Below are 22,826 nucleotides of genomic sequence, written 5' to 3'. Positions count from 1 at the left end.
CCAAACAGCCCCGCAATGCGGGGCTGTTTGGTTTATGGTTCGCCGCCACAGGATAGGCGTTATTAGACGCTCCAGAACAACAACGCCAGCAACTGGGGAGACATGATGCGCAGGAACATCGCCAAGGGATAGACCGTGGCATAGGAGAGCGCCGCTGCCCCGCTGGTGGCATGCAGACCATTGGCGAAAGCCAGGGCTGGGGGATCGGTCATAGCGCCAGCCAACATACCGCAAAGTGTCAGGTAGTTCATCTTGATCAGTAGGCGCGCCATGATAGCGGCCGTGATCAGCGGAATAGCGGTGATCAGGATACCATAGCCAATCCAGGTGACCCCCTCGCCGTTGAGCAGTGTATCGATGAAGTTTCCCCCTGATTTTAGTCCGACTACCGCCAGAAAAAGAACGATCCCCAGTTCGCGTAGCGCCAGGTTGGCACTGGGCGGCATAAACCAGTACAGCTTACCGATACTGCCAATACGACCAAGAATTAGGGCGACGACTAACGGTCCTCCGGCCAGCCCTAGTTTGAGTGCTGCGGGAAATCCGGGAATAAATAACGGAATCGAGCCCAACAATACTCCCAGCCCAACGCCAATAAAAACCGGTAGCATTTGTACCTGTTGCAGTTTTTGTTGCGCGTTACCGACGATGGCCGCGACGGCATCGATCGATTGAGGGCGCCCGACCAGATTCAGGATATCGCCAAACTGAAGGGTGGCGTTGTTGCTGGCCACTAATTCGACGCCTGCGCGGTTGAGGCGTGAAATTACCACATCGTATTTTTGCTTTAGGTTAAGGTCGCGGATCTTCTTGCCTAAGACTTTCTCGTTAGTCACGACGACGCGACTGACTTGTAGCTCGGTGCCGCGCGTTGACAACGATGTATCGACCTGCTCGCCGATCACCAGTCGGGCGTTTTCCAGCTCCGATTTCTGTCCCACCAGATGGAGTAGATCGCCGATAGCTATCTCGGTAGTCGGCAACGGTACCATGAGTAGATCGCCACGCTTGAGACGTGAACAGACAATGGTATCACTATTGAGGATCGGTACTTCTTGAATCGACAAACCATCCAAGTTTGGGTTACGGACCATGATATTCATGGTTTGTAGCATCTCATGATGATGGCCATTACGCGAATCGAAGTCGCGCGCTTCGGCGTCGACGTTGATGCGGAATAGTAAGCGCACCAACCACATAACTAACAGGATCCCACAAATTCCGAAGGGGTAGGCCATGGCATACCCCATCCCCATCAGATTGATCTGCTCGGACGCCGATCCTAAATCCGTCAGGATCTGTTGTCCTGCACCCAGGGCGGGGGTATTGGTGACCGCGCCAGAGAAGATTCCAAGGATGATGGGCAGGGGGACATCGAACAGTTTATAGATGGCTGCGGTGATCAAGCCGCTAATCGCCACCATTAAGACGGCGAAGGCGTTGAGACGCAGACCCGAGACGCGTAGTGATGAGAAGAATCCCGGTCCGACCTGGATGCCAATGCTGTAGACAAACAGGATCAGGCCAAACTCCTGGATGAAATGCAACATGTCGTTGTTGAGGATTAATTGATAACTTTGCGCAAAATGGCCGACGATGATGCCACCGAACAACACCCCGCCGATCCCGAGGCCGACACCATAAATCCGCCAGTTGCCGATCCATAACCCAAGCACGGCGACCAGCGATAGCATACTGACCGTTAGAGCGATATCACTCATGGACACATCCTTGATAGTAAGAAGATCCGCTATAAATAGATACGATTGTATAACCGTATGAGGAAGCAAGGAAAAATTACCTGCTCTATTCTCACAGAACATCGCATAGGGTTATGTGTCACCTGACACATAACCCTATGGCATGTATTGGCTATCCTAGCAGATATTCGTGCTGACGCGGCCTCTGCGGCGCATCCGCCAGCGCGTGTGATGGTATCGGTTAACCCAGTAGGTGAAACAGCGCGGCGCACAAGACGGCGGCGACGGCGGCGTGTGAAGAGGAACCGCCGACGGAGCTTAGCTCGACGCCGTGAGACAGCATGGTGTACAGTGAGTCTATCATCATCATTCCCCCTGAAAATGCAGTCGATCATACGCGTCGCGCCGGACGTGTAAAGATCGTGTTTGGCGTTTTTTTGTGCGGTGCGTGGCGTTTTTAACCGCGGGTCAGCACGTTATTTATTCGTCCATACCTAATTCTTTCAGTTTGCGAGTCAGGGTATTTCGTCCCCAGCCTAACAACCTCGCTGCCTCCTGCTTGTGTCCTTGGGTATGTTGCAGGGCACAGGTCAGTAGGGTGCGCTCCAATTCAGGTAGCGTCTCGGCCAGGAGATCCTGTTGTCCATTCTGCAAGGCTTGCTGCGCCCACTGGCGCAGTAGCAATGGCCAGCTTGCGGGAGGATGCGTTGCACTGGATACATTGTCATTCGGTTCGGTAAGGCGTTCGTTAGGTAGATCTTGGACGAGAACCTCTTGGCCGGCAGCCATCACCGTTAGCCAACGGCAGGTATTTTCTAATTGACGTACGTTTCCCGGCCAGGGCTGGCGAGTTAATGCCGCCTCGGCCTCCGGGCTTAATACCTTGGCCTCAACCCCTAACTCGCGCGCGGCGACTTTAAGGAAGTGACGCGCCAGACGGGGAATATCCTCACGCCGCTCGCGTAGCGGTGGCAGGTGAATGCGAATGACGTTAAGGCGGTGAAACAGATCTTCGCGGAACTTCCCCTCCTGAACCCGTACTTCCAGATGCTGGTGGGTCGCGGCGATGATGCGTACGTCGACCTTGACTGGCGCATAGCCGCCAATGCGGTAAAACTGGCCATCGGCTAATACGCGCAGTAGGCGAGTCTGGACATCCAACGGCATGTCGCCGATCTCATCGAGAAACAGGGTGCCGCCATCCGCTTGCTCGAAGCGTCCCTGACGAATCTGGTTGGCTCCGGTGAAAGCCCCTTTTTCGTGGCCGAATAGCTCAGACTCGATCAGATCGCGTGGAATAGCCGCCATATTCAAGGCGATAAACGGCGCTTGGGCGCGAGGACTATGGCGATGTAGGGCGTGAGCGACTAACTCTTTACCGGTCCCCGATTCACCGTTGATCAATACGCTGATAGAGGAGCGTGACAGTCGGCCGATGATGCGGAACACATCCTGCATCGCGGCAGCCTCTCCGATGATGTCGGTGCTGGGATCGCCTGCCGGCGTTTGACGCGAGGGCTGTTGCTGTTCTTGATAGTGGCTAATCGCCCGTTCGACTAAGGCGACGGCTTCATCGATATCAAAGGGCTTAGGGAGATAATCGAAGGCGCCCTGCTGATAGGCGCTGACCGCCGCGTCGAGATCGGAGTGGGCGGTCATAATGATGACCGGTAGCAGCGGATGGCGCTGTTTGATCTGTTGGAGCAGCGCCAGCCCATCCATTCCGGGCATTCGAATGTCGGAGAGGAGAACGTCTGGCGTTTGGCTGCTAAGCGCCGTCAGTACTGCTTGACCGTTGTCGAATGTGGTACAGCAGAGACCGGCGCCAGTCAGCGCGCGCTCTAATACCCAGCGGATGGCACTGTCATCGTCGACGATCCAAACGAGACCTGGTTGCGTTGTCATAGTGACCACCTGTTGCGTTAGGGGCGGAGGCTATTTGCGAATCGGCAAAAATACCGAAAATTCGGTATGGCCTGGCCAACTGTTAAATTCAATCTTGCCTTGATGTTGATCGATCAGGTTACGTGCAATAGACAGGCCAAGTCCGGTTCCCCCACTACGGCCGCTGACCATCGGGTAAAACAGCGTATCTTGTAGCTGGGCGGGGATCCCCGGCCCGTCGTCCTCAATATCAATGCGTGCCGCTAGACGATAGCGCTCGCCATGCAGGGGGATCTGGAGCGCCGTGCGCGTTCGCAGGGTAATGGTGCCGCCGTTTTCTCCCAGTGCCTGTAAGGCATTACGGGTGATGTTCAATAGTACTTGTTCTATCTGCTCTGCGTCGTGGTTAAGCTCCGGCAGACTGGGATCATAGTCGCGCAGCAGAGTTACACTCGCGGGACATTCTAGGGAGACTAACTGGCAGACCCGTTCGACCACCTGATGGATATTCTCTGTGACGCGTTGCCCTGGGCGTTGTGGCCCCAAGAGGCGATCGACCAGATTACGTAGGCGGTCGGCCTGCTCGATGATCACCTGGGTATATTCGGTCAGCGCCGGGTCAGGCAAAGCCCGCGCCAGCAACTGGGCCGCGCCACGTAGGCCGCCGAGCGGGTTTTTTATTTCATGGGCGAGCCCGCGCACCAGATCACGGGCCGCGACTTGCTGGGCATGCTGTAACTGCTCCTGGCTCAAGCGGCGTTGGCTATCCAAGGTAGCCAATTCGAGCATCATCAAACCTTCTTGTAGCGGTTGGGCCGTCAATGCCATGACATGGGGCTGGCTGTCGACCACTAGCATGACCTCGTTGTCGGTAAATCCTTGTCCGCTGTGGAGACTGGCTTGCATCATGCTGATGTCTAACGACAGGTAGCTCAATAGATCCGGTAGCGGTGTACCGAACAATTTACGCGGGCTTTGCGCCAGCAACTGCTGTGCTGCCGGGTTGGCGTAGCGGATGACCAACTCGTCATCCAACACTAACACGCAGGTCATCAAGGCATTCAGCAATTGCCCTGCATCGGGCTGCTCGCGCTGTGGCGCGGTGATCGGGTCGGCCATGGGCGTACTCCTGCACTATTTTGGTGCAATATGATTTTTGCACTGTAACATGCTTTTGTCGCTGAAGGGGAGTCGAGCTATTTTTTCCTCGTCTGCCTGTGATGCATGGCGAAAAAAACCCATCCGAAGATGGGCTGAAAGTTTCCACGGCAACAAAAACAGAGATGTACTGTGTAGCTTGTCTGACCGATGCCCGGTGCAGTGCCAGGCAACGGCGCGCTCGTCGCTTATACGCTGTAGTACAGTTCAAACTCAACCGGGTGCGGCGTCATGCGTACGCGATCCATTTCTTCCTGGCGTAATGCAATGTAGGCATCGATGGCGTCATCGGTGAAGACACCACCACGGGTCAGGAACTCGCGGTCGCTATCCAGGGCCGCCAGGGCCTCATCTAGCGAACCGGCTACGGTGGGGATCTCTTTGGCTTCTTCCGGCGGTAAATCGTACAGGTTTTTATCCATGGCATCGCCCGGATGGATCTTGTTGATGATGCCGTCGAGACCGGCCATTAATAGAGCGGCGAAGCACAGGTAGGGGTTAGCGGCCGGATCCGGGAAGCGTACCTCGATGCGACGGGCTTTTGGTGAGGCGACGACCGGGATACGGATGGAGGCTGAGCGGTTACGCGCCGAGTAGGCCAGCATGACCGGAGCCTCATAACCCGGTACCAAGCGTTTGTAGGAGTTAGTGGTCGGATTGGCCAGAGCGTTGATGGCCTTAGCGTGTTTGATCACCCCACCGATGTAGTACAGCGCTGTCTCGGACAGACCGCCGTATTTGTCGCCAGCAAACAGGTTACTGCCGTTCTTGGCCAGGGACATATGGCAATGCATACCGGAACCATTATCACCGAACATCGGTTTCGGCATGAAAGTCGCAGTCTTACCGAAGGCGTGGGCGACGTTATGCACCACATACTTGTAGATCTGGATTTCGTCGGCCTTCTTGGTCATGGTATTGAAGCGGGTTGCCACTTCGTTCTGTCCAGCAGTGGCAACTTCATGGTGGTGCGCCTCGACTACCAAGCCCATCTCTTCCATGGTCAGACACATGGTGGAGCGGATGTCCTGTGAGGAGTCAACCGGCGGAACTGGGAAGTAGCCGCCCTTGACCGCCGGACGGTGGCCCTTGTTGCCGCCTTCATATTGGGTGGCGGAGTTCCAGGCGCCTTCGATGTCATCGATGGCAACATGGCTGCCGCGGATGCTGCTGCCGAAGCGGATATCGTCGAACAGGAAGAATTCCGGTTCCGGCCCGAACAGTACAGTATCGGCGATGCCTGAGGCACGTAGGAAATCTTCGGCACGCTTGGAGATCGAGCGCGGATCGCGATCATATCCTTGCATGGTACCCGGTTCCAGGATGTCGCAGCGGATAATCAGGGTTGGTTCTTCGTAGAACGGATCGAGTACCGCCGTGGTTGCGTCCGGCATCAACACCATGTCGGATTCATTGATGCCTTTCCAGCCGCCAATAGAGGAGCCGTCAAACATTTTACCTTCTTCGAAGAAGTCGGCGTTTACCTGATGAGCCGGAATCGTGACGTGCTGCTCTTTACCCTTGGTGTCGGTAAAGCGCAGATCGACAAATTTAACTTCGTGCTCATTCAGCATCGCTAAGATATGTTCAGCGGACATACTCTACTCCCGGTTTCTTTGGTCGCCGTGCAACGGATCACGGATGATAGAAAGTGGTTTTCGCCATCGTGACATAGTATTAGCTAGAAACGTGCCAACTTTACAATTTGCCCGGATGGCGCATAATTACCTCACTCTGACGTTGTGTCAGGCGCTACCGATGGAACATTGCGCTCCATAACGGTGCAAAACACTTCAGCAAGCGCACAATCTTGGTGCAAGCTGTTTATTCCCGCGCCATTTAGCATCGTGAATAGGATCACAAACCGCCATTCGCAGCATTGTTTCTGCGAGAAGCTTGTGATCCTGTTTAGTCCCTCGCTTAATACGTGTACAATAGCGCGCTATTTCTAATGCCTGAGGCAAAGCTGTGATCGAAAATCTGCGTAACATCGCCATTATTGCGCACGTTGACCATGGGAAAACCACCCTGGTCGACAAACTGTTGCAACAATCCGGGACTCTGGGTGAACGTAACGACGCGACTGAGCGCGTAATGGACTCCAACGATTTGGAGAAAGAGCGTGGGATTACCATCCTCGCTAAAAACACCGCCATTAATTGGAATGGCTATCGCATCAACATCGTAGATACCCCGGGGCACGCCGACTTCGGCGGCGAGGTAGAGCGTGTGATGTCAATGGTTGACTCGGTTCTGCTGCTGGTCGACGCAATGGATGGCCCGATGCCGCAGACTCGCTTCGTTACCCAGAAGGCGTTCGCCAACGGGTTGAAGCCGATCGTGGTCATCAACAAGGTTGACCGTCCGGGCGCGCGTCCGGACTGGGTCGTCGATCAGGTCTTCGATCTGTTCGTTAACTTGGGTGCTACTGACGAGCAGTTGGACTTCCCGATCGTCTACGCTTCCGCCCTGCAAGGGATCGCTGGTCTGGATCACGCCGATATGGCCGAGGATATGACTCCGTTGTTTGAGGCTATCGTCGAGCATGTAGCTGCGCCGGACGTCGATCTAGACGGGCCGTTCCAGATGCAGATCTCCCAGTTGGACTACAACAACTACGTTGGGGTTATCGGCATCGGTCGCATCAAACGCGGTAAGGTGAAACCGAACCAGCAGATCACTATTATCGACAGCGAAGGTAAGCGTCGTAACGGTAAGATCGGCCAGGTTCTGGGGCATCTGGGTTTGCAGCGCATTGAGACCGATGTGGCTGAAGCGGGCGACATCGTTGCGGTTACTGGTCTAGGTGATCTGAACATCTCTGATACCCTGTGCGATCCGAACAATGTTGAAGCGTTGCCGGCGCTGACTGTCGATGAACCGACGGTGAGTATGTACTTCTGCGTTAACACCTCGCCGTTCTGTGGTAAAGAAGGGAAGTTTGTAACCTCCCGTCAGATCCTGGAGCGTTTGCAGAAGGAGTTAGTGCATAACGTGGCGCTGCGTGTGGAAGAGACGCCGGACCCCGATGCATTCCGCGTTTCTGGTCGTGGCGAACTGCATTTGTCCGTACTGATCGAGAACATGCGTCGCGAAGGCTATGAATTGGCCGTATCCCGTCCGAAGGTTATCTATCGCGAGATCGATGGCCGCATGCAGGAGCCGTTTGAGCAGGTTACGCTGGATATCGAAGAGCAGCATCAGGGCTCTGTGATGGAGGCTCTGGGTATCCGTAAAGGTGAAATCCGTGATATGTCTCCAGATGGTAAGGGCCGTGTACGCCTGGATTACATCATCCCGAGTCGTGGCCTGATCGGCTTCCGTACCGATTTCATGACCATGACTTCCGGTACCGGTCTGCTGTATTCCACCTTCAGTCATTACGACGATGTGCGTCCCGGTGAAATCGGCCAGCGTCAGAACGGCGTTCTGATCTCCAACGGTCAAGGTAAAGCCGTTGCCTATGCGCTGTATAGCTTGCAGGATCGCGGTAAACTGTTCCTCGGTCATGGCGCGGAAGTATATGAAGGCCAGATTATCGGTATTCATAGCCGCTCAAATGATTTGACCGTTAACTGTCTGACCGGTAAGAAGCTGACCAACATGCGTGCCTCTGGTACCGATGAAGCGACTACCCTGTCACCGCCGGTGAAAATGACCCTGGAGCAGGCACTGGAATTCATCGATGATGACGAACTGGTTGAAGTAACGCCGCACTCCGTGCGTCTGCGTAAACGTCACCTGACCGAGAACGATCGCCGTCGTGCTAACCGCGGTCCGCGTGACTAATCGTCTCGCCTGATGGTTTGAGAAAAAGGGGCACCGTGTTGGTGTCCCTTTTTTATGGTGGCGTGCAATCAGCGTCGCTCGGTACTAGGTCGGAGAGGGGGCCCTTTCCTGGCGCTACCATCTGCTTTTCTCCCTCCTCGTCTGTTCGCTCACCGCTTTTCCGTTTACAGTGGAGACTCTCACGCCAATAAGCTGAAATCGGGAGCTGCACATGTTGTATATCTTTGATTTGGGTAACGTGATTGTCGATATCGACTTCCAACGGGTACTGGGGGTCTGGAGTCGTTACAGCGGGGCGCCGCTGGCAACCCTGAGCAAGCGTTTTTCGATGGGGGAGACTTTTCACCAGCATGAACGGGGCGAGATCGACGATGAAACTTTTGCCCGACGCCTGTGCGCGGAGATGGGCATCTCGCTCAGTTTTGCGCAGTTCACGCTGGGCTGGCAGGCGATCTTTGTCGCGCTTCGTCCAGAGGTGATCGCTATCATGCAGCAGTTGCGAGCTCAGGGAGAGCGGGTGGTTGTACTCTCTAACACGAATCGACTGCATACGCATTTCTGGCCCAAACATTATCCGCAGGTAGCGGCTGCCTGTGATCGGTTGTATTTGTCGCAGGACTTGGGTATGCGTAAGCCAGAGGCTGAAATTTACCGCTATGTTCTCGCTCAGGAGCGGGTAGCGGCTGCGCAGACGGTATTCTTCGATGATAATCACGATAATATCGCGGCGGCGCAAGCGCTGGGTATCCGTGCGATTCAGGTGGACGATCGGCAGGTCATTCCGGCCTACTTTGCTGGCTAGCCGCGGCGTATCTTTGGAAGAGGCACATCGGTTTTTCGGTATGATGACTTTTTTCCGTTGCGGCGGCAGGAAGGATTGACCCGTGTAAAACGGGTATGACTGATAGGAGTGGCTATGACGCCCTTTTCCTTAAAACGCATGAAAGGTGGGTTCTGCTTTGCCCGGATATTGTGGCGGCGGGTAGATGAGGATCGTATGACCATGGTGGCGGGGTCGTTGGCCTATGTCTCGCTACTCTCACTGGTGCCGTTGGTGACGGTGGTTTTCTCCCTATTCACTGCTTTTCCGATGTTCGCTAGTGTTTCCGACCAGCTTAAGCATTTTATTTTTACCAACTTTGTGCCGGCGGCGGGCGATGTGGTGCAATCTTATCTGGAGCAGTTTGTTGCGAATTCGAGCAAGATGACCGCTCTGGGGATCATCGGTCTGATCGTCACCGCCCTGCTGCTGATCTCATCGGTGGACGGGGCATTAAACCATATTTGGCGCAGTGAACGTAAGCGCGCCATCATCTATTCGTTTGCGGTCTATTGGATGATCCTCACCCTCGGACCGCTGCTCGTCGGTGCCAGTATGGGCATCAGTACCTATTTATTGTCATTGCGTTGGTTAGCCGATAGCCGAGTCTATTCTCTGGTGGATCAGCTGTTGCGTTTGTTCCCCTTGCTGTTGTCATGCGTTAGTTTTTGGCTGTTGTATTGCATCGTTCCAACACAACGGGTACCGCAGCGCGACGCGCTGATCGGCGCGTTGGTGGCCGGTGGTCTATTTGAGCTAGGGAAGAAAGCTTTTGCGTTATATATCACTACCTTTCCATCATATCAGTTGATTTATGGCGTGTTGGCGGTGATCCCGATGTTGTTCGTCTGGGTATATTGGAGTTGGTGTATCGTCTTACTCGGTGCGGAGATCACCGTGGCTATCGGCGATTTCCGTACCCATCGCCAGCAAGCGAGTGGGTTGCAGCAGGCGTTAAAATCCCATCATGAGTAAGGAGTCGTAGGAACAATGATTGCGTTAATTCAGCGAGTGACTCGGGCTAGCGTGACGGTGGATCAGCAGATTATCGGCGAGATCGGTGCGGGGTTGCTGGTATTGTTGGGTGTGGAGAAAGATGACGATCAACACAAGGCGAAGCGTCTGTCTGATAAGGTGTTGGGGTATCGCATCTTCAGTGATGAGAACGATAAGATGAATCTCAACGTGCAGCAGGCCGGCGGCAGTGTCTTGGTCGTCTCCCAGTTTACTTTGGCGGCCGACACGCAAAAGGGAATGCGTCCCAGTTTTTCCCGCGGTGCGGCACCGGATGAGGCTGAGCGGTTATACGACTATTTTACGGCCTGCTGCCGTGCCAGTGGTGTGGCGACGGAGACCGGGCGCTTCGCCGCCGACATGCAGGTGGAGCTGCTTAACGACGGGCCGGTCACCTTCTGGTTACAAGTCTAGCCATTTACCCCGGCGGTGCCGTTTTGTGCGCCGCCGAGGTGGGTTATTGATCAGTCTGTATGCCGACCTGCTTGTCGCGCAGCATTCGTGCTACTAACCACAACCACAGTAGGCCGCTGAGTAGATTGAACAGATTAAAGGCACCGTTACCGTTTAGCAGCCAGGCGTGTTTTCCCACCTCAATACCCAGTGTGTAGATCAACATACTGATCATGCCCATGGCCGCGGAGACCGTTCCTTTACTCATCTCGCTGGAGAAGAGTGTGAGGCGATACAGCCCCGCGTTGGCCAGGCCAATTCCGAACGCGTATAGGCTCAGTCCCATCGTCATCCACAGATAGGCATGGGTGCTATAGAGGGTGGCGATGGCGGCGATGCCCAGCCCGCCGACCAGTGGCCAGGCGCCGATCTGGATCAGGCGGCGTACTGGGCGGCGTCCGCTCAGGCGTGCCAGGGTAAAGTTACCTAAAATCAGCATGCCGAAGATCGGCACCTGTAGTAGGCCATAGTCATAACTGCTTAATCCTTCACCGCTGATGATAATGACCGGTGATTGGGCTATCCAGGTCAGTAACGGTAGGCTAGCGAAGCCACACGCCAGGGCACCACAGAGGAAGCGACTATTTTTCAGTACCAACGCGTAGTCATGACCGAGGGCGGACAACGACAGCTTTTCACCTCGGCGGGTGGCGGTTTCCGGCATCGCTTTATACAGCCCGATAAAGGCGATCAACGCCAGGACGGCGAACAGGATAAACATGCTTTCCCAGGGCAGGATATGTACCCAAGCAGCGCCAGCTAACGGACCGAGTAACGGTGCGATCAGCGCGACGTTGGCCATCAGGGCGGTGATTTTTATGCACACCGCCTCTTCGAAGGACTCTTGGATCGCGGCGTAACCGACGGCGCCGATGAAACACAGGCTGATTCCTTGCAGAAAACGCAGCAGAGTAAATTGTTCGATACTGCGGGTGAGCAGGATGGCCAGACAGGTGACCGCGAAGTAGAGAGCACCTGTCAGCATTACCGGGCGCCGACCAATACGGTCGGAGAGTGGGCCAAGCAGCCATTGTAAAAACATGCCACCGGCGAGGTAGGCCGTCATGGACGTGGGAACCCAACTGTCGTCGACGCCAAACGTTTGCACCACCGAGAGCATGCCAGGTTGGATCATATCGTTTCCGATATAAGTTGCGAACTCGTATAACACCAGACAGAGTGGAAAGAGTAACGCGCGTCGGCCGAGGCGACGCATAGGGGAAGAACGGTTTTGTTGCATAGTCTTGGTCGCTAAAAGGAAAAGCAGTCAGCCCTAGCGGGATCGCCTGTGAAATAGCGGCTGGCAGGGCTGGTTATTCTGCCGTCAGTGAGCGAGCTTGGCAACAGCCGTTTGTGCGTTAGAAAGTCAGTGCATAGACACCTAGCGCGGGTAAACCCGATGGGCGGCGTGTCAGGTCGTTCGTTTTTGCCAGACAACGGATTGCAGGCGAGCATCCAGCGGCGTGTGAGCCACATGATTGGTATAGTTGCTCATCACCTTTTGTGCCAGGCATAAAATAATGTCGAGGAGGTGGCGGTGAGAAACGTCTGGAGAGTGACATCGTCGACCGCTCCACGCTGACGGACCATAGTCAGGGTGAAGATACGTAACACTCCAGACACGCGTTAGTCTGTTATACCCAGCGGCAGATCGCGGCATTCCCGGTATTAGTCGTCGAGCATGATGTCCCCTTCGTGGCTACGGCGAATTTTCTCCAACAGTTTGGCCAGTTTAGTCCTGCATCGCTCTCCTCGGCTGTCGGTTTCTTAGTGAATAGTCTGCTGGAGTTAGAGAGACAACAGGATGCTAACCAGGCCTCGCAGGTGCTCGCACTTAGCAGCGATGGACGCGGCATTTTATCGCACCTTTCTTCCTGTGCTGACGGAGCCGCAGGCTCGACGTTGCAAAAGAGGTGATCGGTATTCGTGTCATGGTGCCACAACTCGGCGATTCACCCGCCTTGGCGTGGCTGTTGGTTGAGAGTGTAAAGACGTTGCACCGTTGGCCTCGCAGCGATTGTTGATGAATACCCGCCGTTCTCACATCCTGCGAGAGCGCGATTGGCGGGGTCTGCTTGAATATCTCTCATCCCTCCTTGTCATTTCTTCATCAGTAAAATGCATTTTGCGGTTGACGAATCCATCGACTTACGGCAACTTCTATTTAGACGTCTAAACGTATAGATGTTTAGTTCGGGGCGTGCGGTGGAGCGCACAGGGCATAGAGCATAAGGATGATCGGGATGAGTTTTTTTCACGCAAGCCAGCATGATGCGCTAAACCAGAGCCTGGCCGAGTTGCAGGGTAGGATCCAGGTTTCCTTTGAGTTTTTCCCCCCCCGTACGGCGGAGATGGAACAGACACTCTGGCAATCCATCGATCGACTCAGCACCCTGAAGCCCGCGTTTATCTCGGTGACCTATGGCGCAAATTCCGGTGAACGCGATCGTACTCACTCGGTGATTAAGGGCATCAAGGAGCGTACCGGCTTAGAGGCTGCTCCCCATCTGACTTGCGTCGATGCCAGCCGCGAGGCGTTGCGCACCATCGCCCGTGACTATTGGCAAAGCGGTATCCGCCACATCGTGGCGCTGCGTGGCGATCTGGCTGCGGGGGCGGGGCGCCCTGAGATGTACGCCAGTGATCTGGTCGCGTTGTTACGCGACGTGGCGGATTTCGATATCTCCGTCGCCGCGTATCCCGAGGTGCATCCAGAGGCGAAGAGCGCTCAGGCCGACCTCTTAAATCTTAAGCGTAAGATTGATGCGGGGGCTAACCGGGCGATCACTCAGTTTTTCTTCGATGTGGAAAGTTACCTGCGCTTTCGCGATCGCTGCGCGGCGGCGGGGATCGAGGCCGAGATCGTGCCGGGGATCCTGCCAGTCTCAAACTTTGGGCAGCTTCAGCGTTTCGCTGCACTGACCAATGTGCGTGTGCCGCAATGGATGAGGGCGATGTTCGATGGATTGGATGATGATGCGGAGACGCGCAAGCTGGTCGGGGCCAATATCGCCATGGATATGGTCAAGCTGTTGTGCCGCGAGGGGGTAAAGGATTTCCATTTCTACACCTTAAACCGTGCGGAGTTGAGCTATGCCATCTGCCATACTCTGGGTGTACGACCGCAAGCCTGAGGGATAGCAGAATCGTACGACGTGTTGTTAGCAAAAAGCCCGCCTAAGCGGGCTTTTTCGTGCCGTGATCTTCGGCCTATACTAGCCGGTGTTACGCATCCCGGCGGCAACCCCAGCGATGGTGACCATCAGCGCTTGTTCAACGTTAGCGTCTGGCGTCTCCTGTTGGCGTGAGCGATGCAGTAGCTCGGCTTGCAAGACGTTGAGTGGATCGGTATAGACGTTACGTAGGGCGATGGACTCGGCGGCCCAAGGCAGATCAGCCATCAGATGGTCGGTGTTGGCAATGGCCAGCACTGCTTGGATGTCGCGTTGTACCTGTTGACGGAGATCGGTGCCCAGCGGCCACAATGCCGGGTCGACCAGCCGTTGGTCATAGTACTCCGCCAGCCACAGATCAGATTTGGCGAACACCATCTCCAGCATGTCGATACGGGTAGTGAAGAAAGGCCAGTCGCGGTACATGCTTTCTAGCGTGTCGCGTTTTCCGTGCTCCATCGCCTCCGTCAGCGCGGCGCCGGCACCCAGCCAGGCCGGTAGCATCAGGCGATTCTGTGTCCAGGCGAAGATCCAGGGAATGGCGCGCAGGCTTTCGACGCCCCCGGTGGGACGGCGTTTGGCTGGGCGGGAGCCCAAGGGTAACTTGCCCAGTTCCAGCTCTGGTGTCGCCGAGCGGAAATAGGGGACGAAGTCGGGATTCTCGCGCACATAGCGACGGTAGAGCGCACAGGAGGTTTGAGAAAGCTCGTCCATAATGTCGCGCCAGGCCTGTTTCGGGGCTGGTGGTGGTAGCAGATTGGCCTCCAGAATGGCGCTGGTATATAGGGTCAGGCTGCTGACGGCGATCTCGGGCAAACCGAGCTTAAAGCGGATCATCTCTCCCTGCTCGGTGACGCGCAGGCCACCTTTCAGGCTACCCGGAGGCTGAGAGAGCAGGGCATCATGCGCTGGCGCACCGCCGCGGCCGATAGAGCCGCCACGGCCATGGAACAGGGTTAGGGCGATCCCCGCCTGGTCGCAGACACGAACCAGTGCTTCTTGTGCGCGGTATTGAGCCCAGGATGCCGCCATCACCCCGGCATCTTTGGCGGAGTCGGAATAACCGATCATCACCATCTGCTTGCCCTGGATGAAACCGCGATACCAGTCGATGCTGAGCAATTGGCTCATTACCGCCTCGGCATTGTTTAGATCATCGAGGGTTTCAAATAGCGGTGCCACTGGGAGGTTGAAGGGGCAGCCGGCTTCTTTCAGCAGTAGGTGTACCGCCAAAACATCCGAAGGTGTACGTGCCATGGAGATGACGTAGGCTGCGATGGCCCCGGCTGGTGCCTCGGCGATCACCTGGCAGGTATCGAAGACCTCTTTAGTCTCCGGTGATGGCGTCCAGTGGCGCGGAACCAGTGGGCGTTTGGCGTTTAGCTCACGCAGCAAGAACGCTTGCTTGTCTGCCTCTGACCAAGTTTCATAGTCGCCCAGCCCCAGGTAACGTGTCAGTTCGGCGATAGCCTCGGTGTGACGCGTACTCTCTTGGCGGATATCGATACGCACCAGTGGGACACCGAAGCAATGCACTCGGCGCAGGGTGTCCAGCAGCTGTCCATTGGCGATGATCCCCATCCCGCAGGCGATGAGTGAGCGGTAGCAGGTATGTAGTGGTTGCCATAGCTGATCGTTATTAACCAGCAGGTCATGCGGACGAGGCGGGCGTTCGCCGCGTAGACGGGCATCGAGATAGGTTTGGGTATCGACTAACTGGCGGCGCAGGCGTTTCAATACCTCGCGGTAAGGCTCTTGAGCCTCCTCGCCAGCCAGAACTCGTAACTCTGGAGTACAGACTGTCATGGATAGCTCTGATACCAGCACTTGAACGTCACGTAGGAAGAGTTCGGTGGCTTTCCAGCGGCTGAGCAACAGGGCGCGGCGCGTCACCTCGGCGGTGACGTTGGGGTTACCGTCACGGTCGCCGCCCATCCAGGCGGTAAAGCGTACCGGTACGGCCTCGACTGGCAATTGGTAACCGAGCGCTTTTTCTAACTGCTCGTTGAATTCGCGAAGGAAGGCGGGTACCCCTTCCCACAGACTATTTTCGACGACAGCATAGCCCCACTTCGCTTCATCGATCGGGGTCGGACGGTTCTTCCGAATCTCGTCGGTGTGCCAGGACTGCGCAACCAGTTGGCGTAGGCGACGCATGATTTGATGACGTTCGTAATCGGCCAGATCGTCGTGGTCAAGTTGGCTGAGGCAGGTGTTGACCTCGACCAGTTTATGGATCAAGGTGCGGCGGGTGATCTCGGTCGGATGTGCGGTCAATACCAGCTCAATAGAGAGGTTGTCGACGGCCTGACGGATCTGGTTCTCATCCAGGTTTTTCTTCTTCAACCGGGTGAATAACTGAGAGAGGGCATCGGGGTTGCTAGCGGCCTCGCCATGCGGAGAGATACGATGGTATTGCTCCGCCACGTTAGCCAGATTAAGGAACTGGCTGAAGGCACGAGCCACCGGTAGTAGCTCATCGTTGGACAGGTTTTGCAGTGTGTTCAGCAACGCCTGACGACTGGCTTCATTGCCAGCGCGTGACGACTTGGACAGCCTGCGGATGGTTTCGACGCGATCTAGGATTTGTTCGCCTAGCGCGTCTTTGATGGTATCGCCCAGCAGTTTGCCCAACATACTGACATTGCCACGCATTGCTGAATATTGCTCATTCATAGAACCACTGCCCCTCCCAAGACGTAAATTTCTTTCACCCGGAAATTGTAGAGTGTCTCTTTATAAAGCCACGTTCCGTCTTCTGCGTCAATTGACACAAATTCTTGCCCAAATGCGTCATTTAGCGATGTTAACTGAAATTTAATTACAGCATGACCTGAATGGGTCTATTTGATAACAGTTGCATTGCAAATGTTGCTGCGTCATCGGTTGCACACGCAGTTAACGGCCCATTTAGGGCCGACAAAAATGGTGAATCAATTGGGTCAACAATGTTCGGGTTGGCAAAATAAAATCGGTCGCCAGGTACTCATCCGGTTGATGCGCCTGCTCGATAGAGCCTGGACCGAGCACGAGGGTCGGACAGATCTCCTGTAGAAACGGTGCTTCGGTACAATAGTTGACCACTTCGGCACGCTCACCCAGCAGTTTCTCTATTGTTTGTACTAACGGGGCATGGCGCGGACACTCGTACCCGGGGATCGGTGGATGTAACGATTCGATGCGTAACCGACCAGGCCATTGACGGGCGATAGGATCTAACGCCTGAGTCAGTAATGCATTGAGGTCGTTAAGCGTCATTCCTGGCAGTGGGCGCATATCCAGATGTAGTTCGCAACAGGCGCAGATGCGGTTAGCGGCGTCACCGCCGTGGATATGCCCCAGGTTTATCGTTGGATAGGGGATGTTAAACGCTGGATTATGGTAACGCTGTTGCAGTGTGTGGCGCAGGGTTAAGAGGTGGCCGATAGTGTCGTGCATAAGCTCAATGGCGTTGATACCGCGCGCTGGATCACTAGAGTGGCCGGATTGACCCGTGATGCGGATAGCCTCTGAGAGGTGGCCTTTATGCGCCCGGATCGGTTTGAGGGAGGTCGGCTCGCCGATGATGCAGCAGGCGGGGCGCAGCGCGGTGTTTGCCGCGAAATAGCGTGCCCCGGCCATTGAGGTCTCCTCGTCCGCTGTCGCCAGAATATACAGAGGCTTTGTCAACTTATGCAGGTCTATGTCTCGCAATGTATCGATAATAAAGGCGAAAAAGCCCTTCATGTCGGCGGTGCCGAGACCATATAACTTGTTGTCCTGTTCGCAGAGGATGAAGGGATCGCGTGTCCAGCGTCCTTCATCGAAGGGAACCGTGTCCGTATGTCCTGCGAGCATTAGCCCATCTGGCCCTTGACCATAACTCGCCAGCAGATTGAATTTTTTTCGTGTTCCTGGAACGGGTTGCACTTCGACCCGACACCCGAGATCGTATAACCAACCAGCCAATAGATTGATTAACCGTTCATTACTCTGATCCAGTGCCGCATCGTTGGCGCTGATGGATGGTGTGGCGATAAGCGCGCGGTATAGCTCGATAAATGAGGGTAATTGCGTATTCAATGTTGACAGCCTCCGCGTTGGATAGTATCAATATTCATGCAGTTATTTTGAATAAAAATACAATAAAGTCTATTCAAAAGAAACAGACAGGGAAGCCCGGGTGCTGGTATGGCTGCGGGGCTAACTGGCTGGACGATGAGACGTTAAGAGAGCGGTGTCTCGTCCGGTATCCACGGTTAACCAAGAGAGGCTATCGCAGCGATGTCCAAGATCCCAACGATATTAAAGGCGTTAGTCGTCGGCGCCAGTGGATATACCGGTGCCGAGCTGGCCGTCTACCTACAGCGTCATCCCTGCATCACCATAGCGGGTTTGACCGTGTCGGCGCAAAGTGTTGATGGTGGTAAACGCTTATCTGATCTGTATCCGCGGCTGAAAGGCGTGGTCGACCAACGGCTTATCGCCAGCGATGACGTGGCGTATCTGGCAGCACTGGCGGACGTAGTGTTCCTGGCAACGGATCATGCTGTGAGTCACCAGTTAGCGCCGCAGTTTCTCGCCGCGGGCTGCACGGTCTTCGATCTGTCTGGGGCCTATCGAGTGAACCAAGCGGCGTTTTACCCGCAGTATTACGGTTTTACCCATCAATATCCCGAATGGTTGGCACAAGCTGTCTATGGCCTGGCGGAGTGGCAGGCTCCTGCGTTGCGCTCGGCACAGCTGATTGCCCTACCGGGGTGCTACCCCACCGCGGCGCAACTGGCATTGAAGCCCTTACTGGTTGCTGGTCTGGTCGATACGACACAGTGGCCGGTGATCAACGCGGTCAGCGGGGTAAGTGGTGCTGGACGTAAGGCCAGTCTGAACAATAGCTTTTGTGAGGTGAGCCTACAACCGTATGGCTTGTTCACGCATCGTCATCAGCCAGAGATTGCCGCGCATTTGGGGGTCTCAGTCATTTTCACCCCCCATTTGGGGAATTTCCCGCGTGGAATTTTAGCGACTATCCACCTGCGTGTGAAACGTGGCGTCGATGCGGCGGAGATCGCCACGGCGTTCTATCACGCTTATCGGGAACAGCCGCTGGTGCGCCTGAATCAGGAGACGTTGCCATCGATCGGGGCAGTGGTCGGCACGCCCTATTGCGATATTGGCTTCGCCTTACAGGGTGAGCATCTGATCGTGATTGCCGCCGAAGACAACCTGTTAAAAGGGGCGGCAGCCCAGGCGGTGCAGTGTATGAATCTGCGCTTTGGCTTTCAGCAGACTTGCGCCCTCCTTTAATTCAAACCAGTCGGAGAGACAGAGGCAGCTATGGATCCGTTAATCATCAAACTCGGCGGTGTATTACTCGACAATCCTCAGGCGATGGCGCGCCTCTTTCAGGCGTTGCTGCGTTATCGCCGTAATTCCTCGCGTCCAATCGTTATCGTTCATGGCGGTGGTTGTCTGGTGGATGAGTTGATGGCGCGACTGCAACTGCCAGTGGTGAAACAGAAGGGGCTGCGTGTCACGCCGGCCGATCAGATTGGCATTATCAGCGGTGCGTTGGCGGGGACGGCCAATAAGGCTTTGCAAGCCTGCGCCATCGCCCACGGTTTGCCTGCGTTGGGCTTATCGCTGGCGGATGGCGATATGGTGCGGGTTACCTGCCTAGATGAGGCACTCGGTCATGTGGGGGCGGCACAACCGGGATCGCCGCACTGGGTGCGTCAGCTACTGGCTGCGGGTTTTCTACCTATTGTCAGTTCTATCGGTATCAGCACCGATGGCATGGTGTTGAATGTCAACGCCGATCAAGCTGCGACGGCGTTGGCGGCTACCTTACAGGCTGATCTGCTGTTGCTCTCCGATGTTAGCGGCATCCTCGACGGTAAAGGACAACGCATCGCTGAGATGACCACTGCGAAGGCACAGCAGCTGATTGCGCAGGGCATTATTACCGATGGCATGGTGGTGAAAGTCAATGCCGCACTTGAGGCCGCACAGACGCTGGGACGAGCCGTCGATATTGCCGGCTGGCGTTGCGCTGAAAAATTACCGGCCTTGTTTAACGGTGAGGCCGTCGGTACACGGATTCATGCATAGCACAAACACAACGACACATTCGGTTGAACACAAGGAAAAAAATTATGGCAACCCAAAGCATTAGCAAGATCGTTCTGGCTTATTCCGGTGGCTTGGACACCTCCGCCATCATTCCGTGGTTGAAGGAAAACTATGGCGGTTGCGAAGTTATCGCTTTCGTCGCGGATATCGGTCAGGAGCGTGAGGACCTGGTGGGTATCGAGCAGAAAGCGTTGCGCTCTGGCGCCTCCGCTTGCTACGTAGTGGATCTGCGCGAAACTTTCATCAAGGACTATGTCTATCCGGTGCTGAAGAGCGGTGCGTTGTATGAGGGAAGTTACCTGTTGGGAACTTCAATGGCTCGCCCGTTGATCGCCAAGGCACAGGTTGAGTTGGCATTGGAGTTGGGTGCCGATGCACTGTGTCACGGTGCGACTGGCAAGGGTAACGATCAGGTCCGTTTCGAGACGACCTATACCGCGCTGGCACCACAGTTACACGTGGTGGCCCCGTGGCGCGAGTGGGATCTGCGTTCGCGTGAGGCCTTGCTCGATTACCTGAAAGTTCGCGACATTCCGACGACTGCTACTTTGGAGAAGATCTACAGCCGTGACGCCAATGCTTGGCATATCTCTACGGAGGGCGGGGTGTTGGAAAGCCCATGGAATGCGGCGAACCAAGATTGCTGGGTCTGGACTACTGCACCAGAGGAGGCACCCGATCAGCCGGAGCGGGTCACTGTCGGTGTCGAGCGGGGAGAAGTGGTGTCGGTCAATGGTGTGGCGATGACGCCTTTCGCTTGCCTGCAAACGTTGAACGAGATCGGTGCCCGTCATGGCGTGGGGCGCATCGACATCGTGGAAAACCGTCTGGTCGGCATCAAGTCACGCGGCTGTTATGAAACGCCTGGGGGGACCATCATGATGGCGGCGCTGCGCGGTGTGGAGCAGTTAGTCTTGGATCGCGACAGCTTTCAGTGGCGCGAGAAGTTGGGGCAGGAGATGTCTTACGTGGTGTATGACGGACGTTGGTTTGCGCCGTTGCGCCAGTCGTTGCAGGCGGCGGCCGATGCATTGGCCGAGGCGGTCAGTGGCGAGGTAGTGATTAAGCTGTATAAGGGACAGGCGACGGCGATCCAGAAGAAATCGGCCAACAGCTTGTACAATGAAGCCTTTGCAACCTTTGGCGAGGATGATGTTTACGATCATAGCCATGCTGGTGGCTTTATCCGCTTGTTCTCCCTCTCATCGCGTATTCGGGCGTTGAATAGCGCTAAATAATCGTTGGTATCAGGTTAGGTCAGAGGCGGGCCCATGCGTGGCCCGCCAACGAGGCATTTACAGTACGGAGCAGGCACGATGGCACTTTGGGGTGGGCGTTTTAGCCAAGCGGCGGATCAGCGGTTTAAACAATTCAATGACTCCCTGCGTTTTGATTATCGCCTGGCTGAGCAAGATATTATTGGCTCTGTAGCGTGGTCGCGAGCATTGGTTGGTGTCGGTGTGCTGACGGCACAAGAGCAACAGATCTTGGCACAGGCGTTAGAGGCCCTGCTGGAGGAGGTGCGTGCCGATCCGCAGGCGATGTTGCGCAGCGATGCCGAAGATATTCACAGTTGGGTGGAGCAGCAGTTGATCGGGAAAGTTGGCGATCTGGGTAAGAAGCTGCATACCGGTCGCAGTCGTAACGATCAAGTGGCGACCGATCTTAAGCTGTGGTGCAAGGCGCAGGGAGATGTGTTACGCCAGGCGTTGCAGACGTTACAGCAGGCATTGCTCCACTGTGCCGAGCAGAATCAGGATAGCGTGATGCCGGGTTATACCCATTTGCAGCGAGCCCAGCCGATCACCTTTGCACACTGGTGTCTGGCCTACGTGGAGATGTTGACGCGCGATGAAAACCGATTAGCAGATGCGTTACACCGCCTGGATAGTAGTCCGTTGGGATCGGGGGCCTTGGCCGGTACTGCTTATCCCATTGACCGTGATCAGTTGGCGGGATGGTTAGGGTTCGCGGCGGCGACGCGTAATAGCCTAGACAGCGTCTCTGACCGCGACCATGTCTTGGAGTTACTGTCCACAGCCGCCATTAGCATGGTGCATCTGTCGCGTTTTGCCGAGGATCTGATCTTTTTTAACAGTGGTGAGGCGGGTTTCATCGAGTTGTCAGATCGGGTGACCTCGGGATCGTCACTGATGCCACAGAAGAAGAATCCCGATGCCTTAGAGCTGATTCGGGGTAAGTGTGGTCGGGTGCAGGGTGCGTTGAGCGGTATGATGATGACCCTGAAAGGATTACCTTTGGCTTATAACAAAGATATGCAGGAAGACAAGGAAGGGCTGTTTGATGCTCTGGATACGTGGCTCGATTGCTTGCATATGGCTGGTTTGGTGTTGGCGGATTTGCAGGTGCAGCGTTCACGTTGTGCCGAGGCGGCACAGCAAGGTTACGCCAATGCCACGGAGCTGGCCGATTACTTGGTAGCCAAGGGGGTCCCATTTCGCGAGGCACATCATATCGTTGGCGAAGTGGTGGTCGCCGCTTTAGCTCAGGGGAAGGCCTTGGAGGCTATGCCGCTGGCGACCCTGCAAGCCTTTAGTCCGGTCATCGGTGAGGATGTCTACCTGGTGTTGGCGCTGGACTCGTGTCTGGCGAAGCGCTGCGCACGTGGTGGCGTGGCACCGCAGCAGGTGGCTCAAGCCATTGCCGAGGCTCAGTGTCGTTTAGGGTGAGTCTCCGTGCTGGCGCAACGAGAGGTGCCGTTCG

General features: G+C 55.6%; 18 protein-coding genes. 10 read left to right on the top strand and 8 right to left on the bottom strand.

What is annotated here, in order from left to right; genetic code table 11:
• Nucleotides 1-62: 62 nt before the first annotated feature.
• The 5 genes from EHO01S_RS15005 to glnA form a co-directional block, all read right to left on the bottom strand.
• Complete coding sequence (locus tag EHO01S_RS15005) at nucleotides 63-1,721, bottom strand: putative transporter (RefSeq protein WP_024524737.1); 1,659 nt, start codon at nucleotides 1,719-1,721, stop codon at nucleotides 63-65.
• Between the two features lie 220 nt (nucleotides 1,722-1,941).
• Nucleotides 1,942-2,064, bottom strand: coding sequence for a YshB family small membrane protein (locus EHO01S_RS18940; RefSeq protein WP_148707565.1), 123 nt, complete (start codon nucleotides 2,062-2,064; stop codon nucleotides 1,942-1,944).
• 116 nt (nucleotides 2,065-2,180) lie between these two features.
• Nucleotides 2,181-3,605 (bottom strand): nitrogen regulation protein NR(I), encoded by a 1,425-nt coding sequence (glnG, locus tag EHO01S_RS14995; RefSeq protein WP_024524736.1) that lies wholly within the window; start codon nucleotides 3,603-3,605, stop codon nucleotides 2,181-2,183.
• A 30-nt stretch (nucleotides 3,606-3,635) separates the two neighbouring features.
• Nucleotides 3,636-4,703, bottom strand: a complete 1,068-nt coding sequence (gene glnL / locus EHO01S_RS14990) for a nitrogen regulation protein NR(II) (RefSeq protein WP_024524735.1) — start codon at nucleotides 4,701-4,703, stop codon at nucleotides 3,636-3,638.
• A 227-nt stretch (nucleotides 4,704-4,930) separates the two neighbouring features.
• Nucleotides 4,931-6,340 carry a glutamate--ammonia ligase gene (gene glnA, locus EHO01S_RS14985; protein ID WP_024524734.1) on the bottom strand — a complete coding sequence of 470 codons (1,410 nt, stop codon included), beginning with the start codon at nucleotides 6,338-6,340 and terminating at the stop codon, nucleotides 4,931-4,933.
• 370 nt (nucleotides 6,341-6,710) lie between these two features.
• Between glnA and typA the strand changes: the two genes are divergently transcribed.
• The 4 genes from typA to dtd all read left to right on the top strand — a co-directional run bounded on the left by typA (nucleotide 6,711) and on the right by dtd (nucleotide 10,779).
• Entirely contained in the window at nucleotides 6,711-8,531 is a 1,821-nt protein-coding gene (typA, locus tag EHO01S_RS14980; RefSeq protein ID WP_024524733.1) for a ribosome-dependent GTPase TypA, read from the top strand.
• A 211-nt stretch (nucleotides 8,532-8,742) separates the two neighbouring features.
• Nucleotides 8,743-9,333: a glucose-1-phosphatase gene (yihX, locus tag EHO01S_RS14975; protein ID WP_024524732.1), complete on the top strand. Its 591-nt coding sequence runs from the start codon at nucleotides 8,743-8,745 to the stop codon at nucleotides 9,331-9,333.
• Nucleotides 9,334-9,447: 114 nt separating this feature from the next.
• A complete protein-coding gene (locus tag EHO01S_RS14970) occupies nucleotides 9,448-10,326 on the top strand; it encodes a virulence factor BrkB family protein (RefSeq protein ID WP_024524731.1) in 879 nt (292 codons plus the stop codon).
• 15 nt (nucleotides 10,327-10,341) lie between these two features.
• Nucleotides 10,342-10,779, top strand: a complete 438-nt coding sequence (gene dtd / locus EHO01S_RS14965) for a D-aminoacyl-tRNA deacylase (protein WP_024524730.1) — start codon at nucleotides 10,342-10,344, stop codon at nucleotides 10,777-10,779.
• A gap of 43 nt (nucleotides 10,780-10,822) precedes the next feature.
• Here the strand turns inward: dtd and EHO01S_RS14960 are convergent, their stop codons facing one another.
• Nucleotides 10,823-12,058, bottom strand: a complete 1,236-nt coding sequence (locus EHO01S_RS14960) for an MFS transporter (RefSeq protein WP_024524729.1) — start codon at nucleotides 12,056-12,058, stop codon at nucleotides 10,823-10,825.
• 455 nt (nucleotides 12,059-12,513) lie between these two features.
• Here EHO01S_RS14960 and EHO01S_RS19180 point away from each other — a divergent pair, with 455 nt between their 5' ends.
• Both EHO01S_RS19180 and metF read left to right on the top strand, forming a co-directional pair.
• Nucleotides 12,514-12,735, top strand: a complete 222-nt coding sequence (locus tag EHO01S_RS19180; RefSeq protein ID WP_174375473.1) for a hypothetical protein — start codon at nucleotides 12,514-12,516, stop codon at nucleotides 12,733-12,735.
• 326 nt (nucleotides 12,736-13,061) lie between these two features.
• Nucleotides 13,062-13,952 (top strand): methylenetetrahydrofolate reductase, encoded by an 891-nt coding sequence (metF, locus tag EHO01S_RS14955; RefSeq protein ID WP_024524728.1) that lies wholly within the window; start codon nucleotides 13,062-13,064, stop codon nucleotides 13,950-13,952.
• Nucleotides 13,953-14,033: 81 nt separating this feature from the next.
• Here the strand turns inward: metF and ppc are convergent, their stop codons facing one another.
• Together ppc and argE are read right to left on the bottom strand one after the other, a co-directional pair.
• On the bottom strand, nucleotides 14,034-16,667 hold the full coding sequence (gene ppc / locus EHO01S_RS14950) for a phosphoenolpyruvate carboxylase (protein ID WP_024524727.1): 2,634 nt from the start codon (nucleotides 16,665-16,667) through the stop codon (nucleotides 14,034-14,036).
• Nucleotides 16,668-16,901: 234 nt separating this feature from the next.
• A complete protein-coding gene (gene argE / locus EHO01S_RS17660) occupies nucleotides 16,902-18,053 on the bottom strand; it encodes an acetylornithine deacetylase (RefSeq protein ID WP_035370734.1) in 1,152 nt (383 codons plus the stop codon).
• 219 nt (nucleotides 18,054-18,272) lie between these two features.
• Between argE and argC the strand changes: the two genes are divergently transcribed.
• The 4 genes from argC to argH all read left to right on the top strand — a co-directional run bounded on the left by argC (nucleotide 18,273) and on the right by argH (nucleotide 22,792).
• Complete coding sequence (argC, locus tag EHO01S_RS14940) at nucleotides 18,273-19,277, top strand: N-acetyl-gamma-glutamyl-phosphate reductase (RefSeq protein WP_024524726.1); 1,005 nt, start codon at nucleotides 18,273-18,275, stop codon at nucleotides 19,275-19,277.
• A gap of 30 nt (nucleotides 19,278-19,307) precedes the next feature.
• On the top strand, nucleotides 19,308-20,081 hold the full coding sequence (argB, locus tag EHO01S_RS14935) for an acetylglutamate kinase (RefSeq protein WP_024524725.1): 774 nt from the start codon (nucleotides 19,308-19,310) through the stop codon (nucleotides 20,079-20,081).
• 44 nt (nucleotides 20,082-20,125) lie between these two features.
• Nucleotides 20,126-21,340 carry an argininosuccinate synthase gene (locus tag EHO01S_RS14930; RefSeq protein ID WP_024524724.1) on the top strand — a complete coding sequence of 405 codons (1,215 nt, stop codon included), beginning with the start codon at nucleotides 20,126-20,128 and terminating at the stop codon, nucleotides 21,338-21,340.
• A 78-nt stretch (nucleotides 21,341-21,418) separates the two neighbouring features.
• A complete protein-coding gene (argH, locus tag EHO01S_RS14925; protein WP_024524723.1) occupies nucleotides 21,419-22,792 on the top strand; it encodes an argininosuccinate lyase in 1,374 nt (457 codons plus the stop codon).
• Nucleotides 22,793-22,826: the final 34 nt, after the last annotated feature.

It is taken from the genome of Edwardsiella hoshinae NBRC 105699 = ATCC 33379 (assembly GCF_000474215.1).
Classification (GTDB): domain Bacteria; phylum Pseudomonadota; class Gammaproteobacteria; order Enterobacterales; family Enterobacteriaceae; genus Edwardsiella; species Edwardsiella hoshinae.
This window is presented reverse-complemented; position numbering and strand designations above follow the sequence as displayed.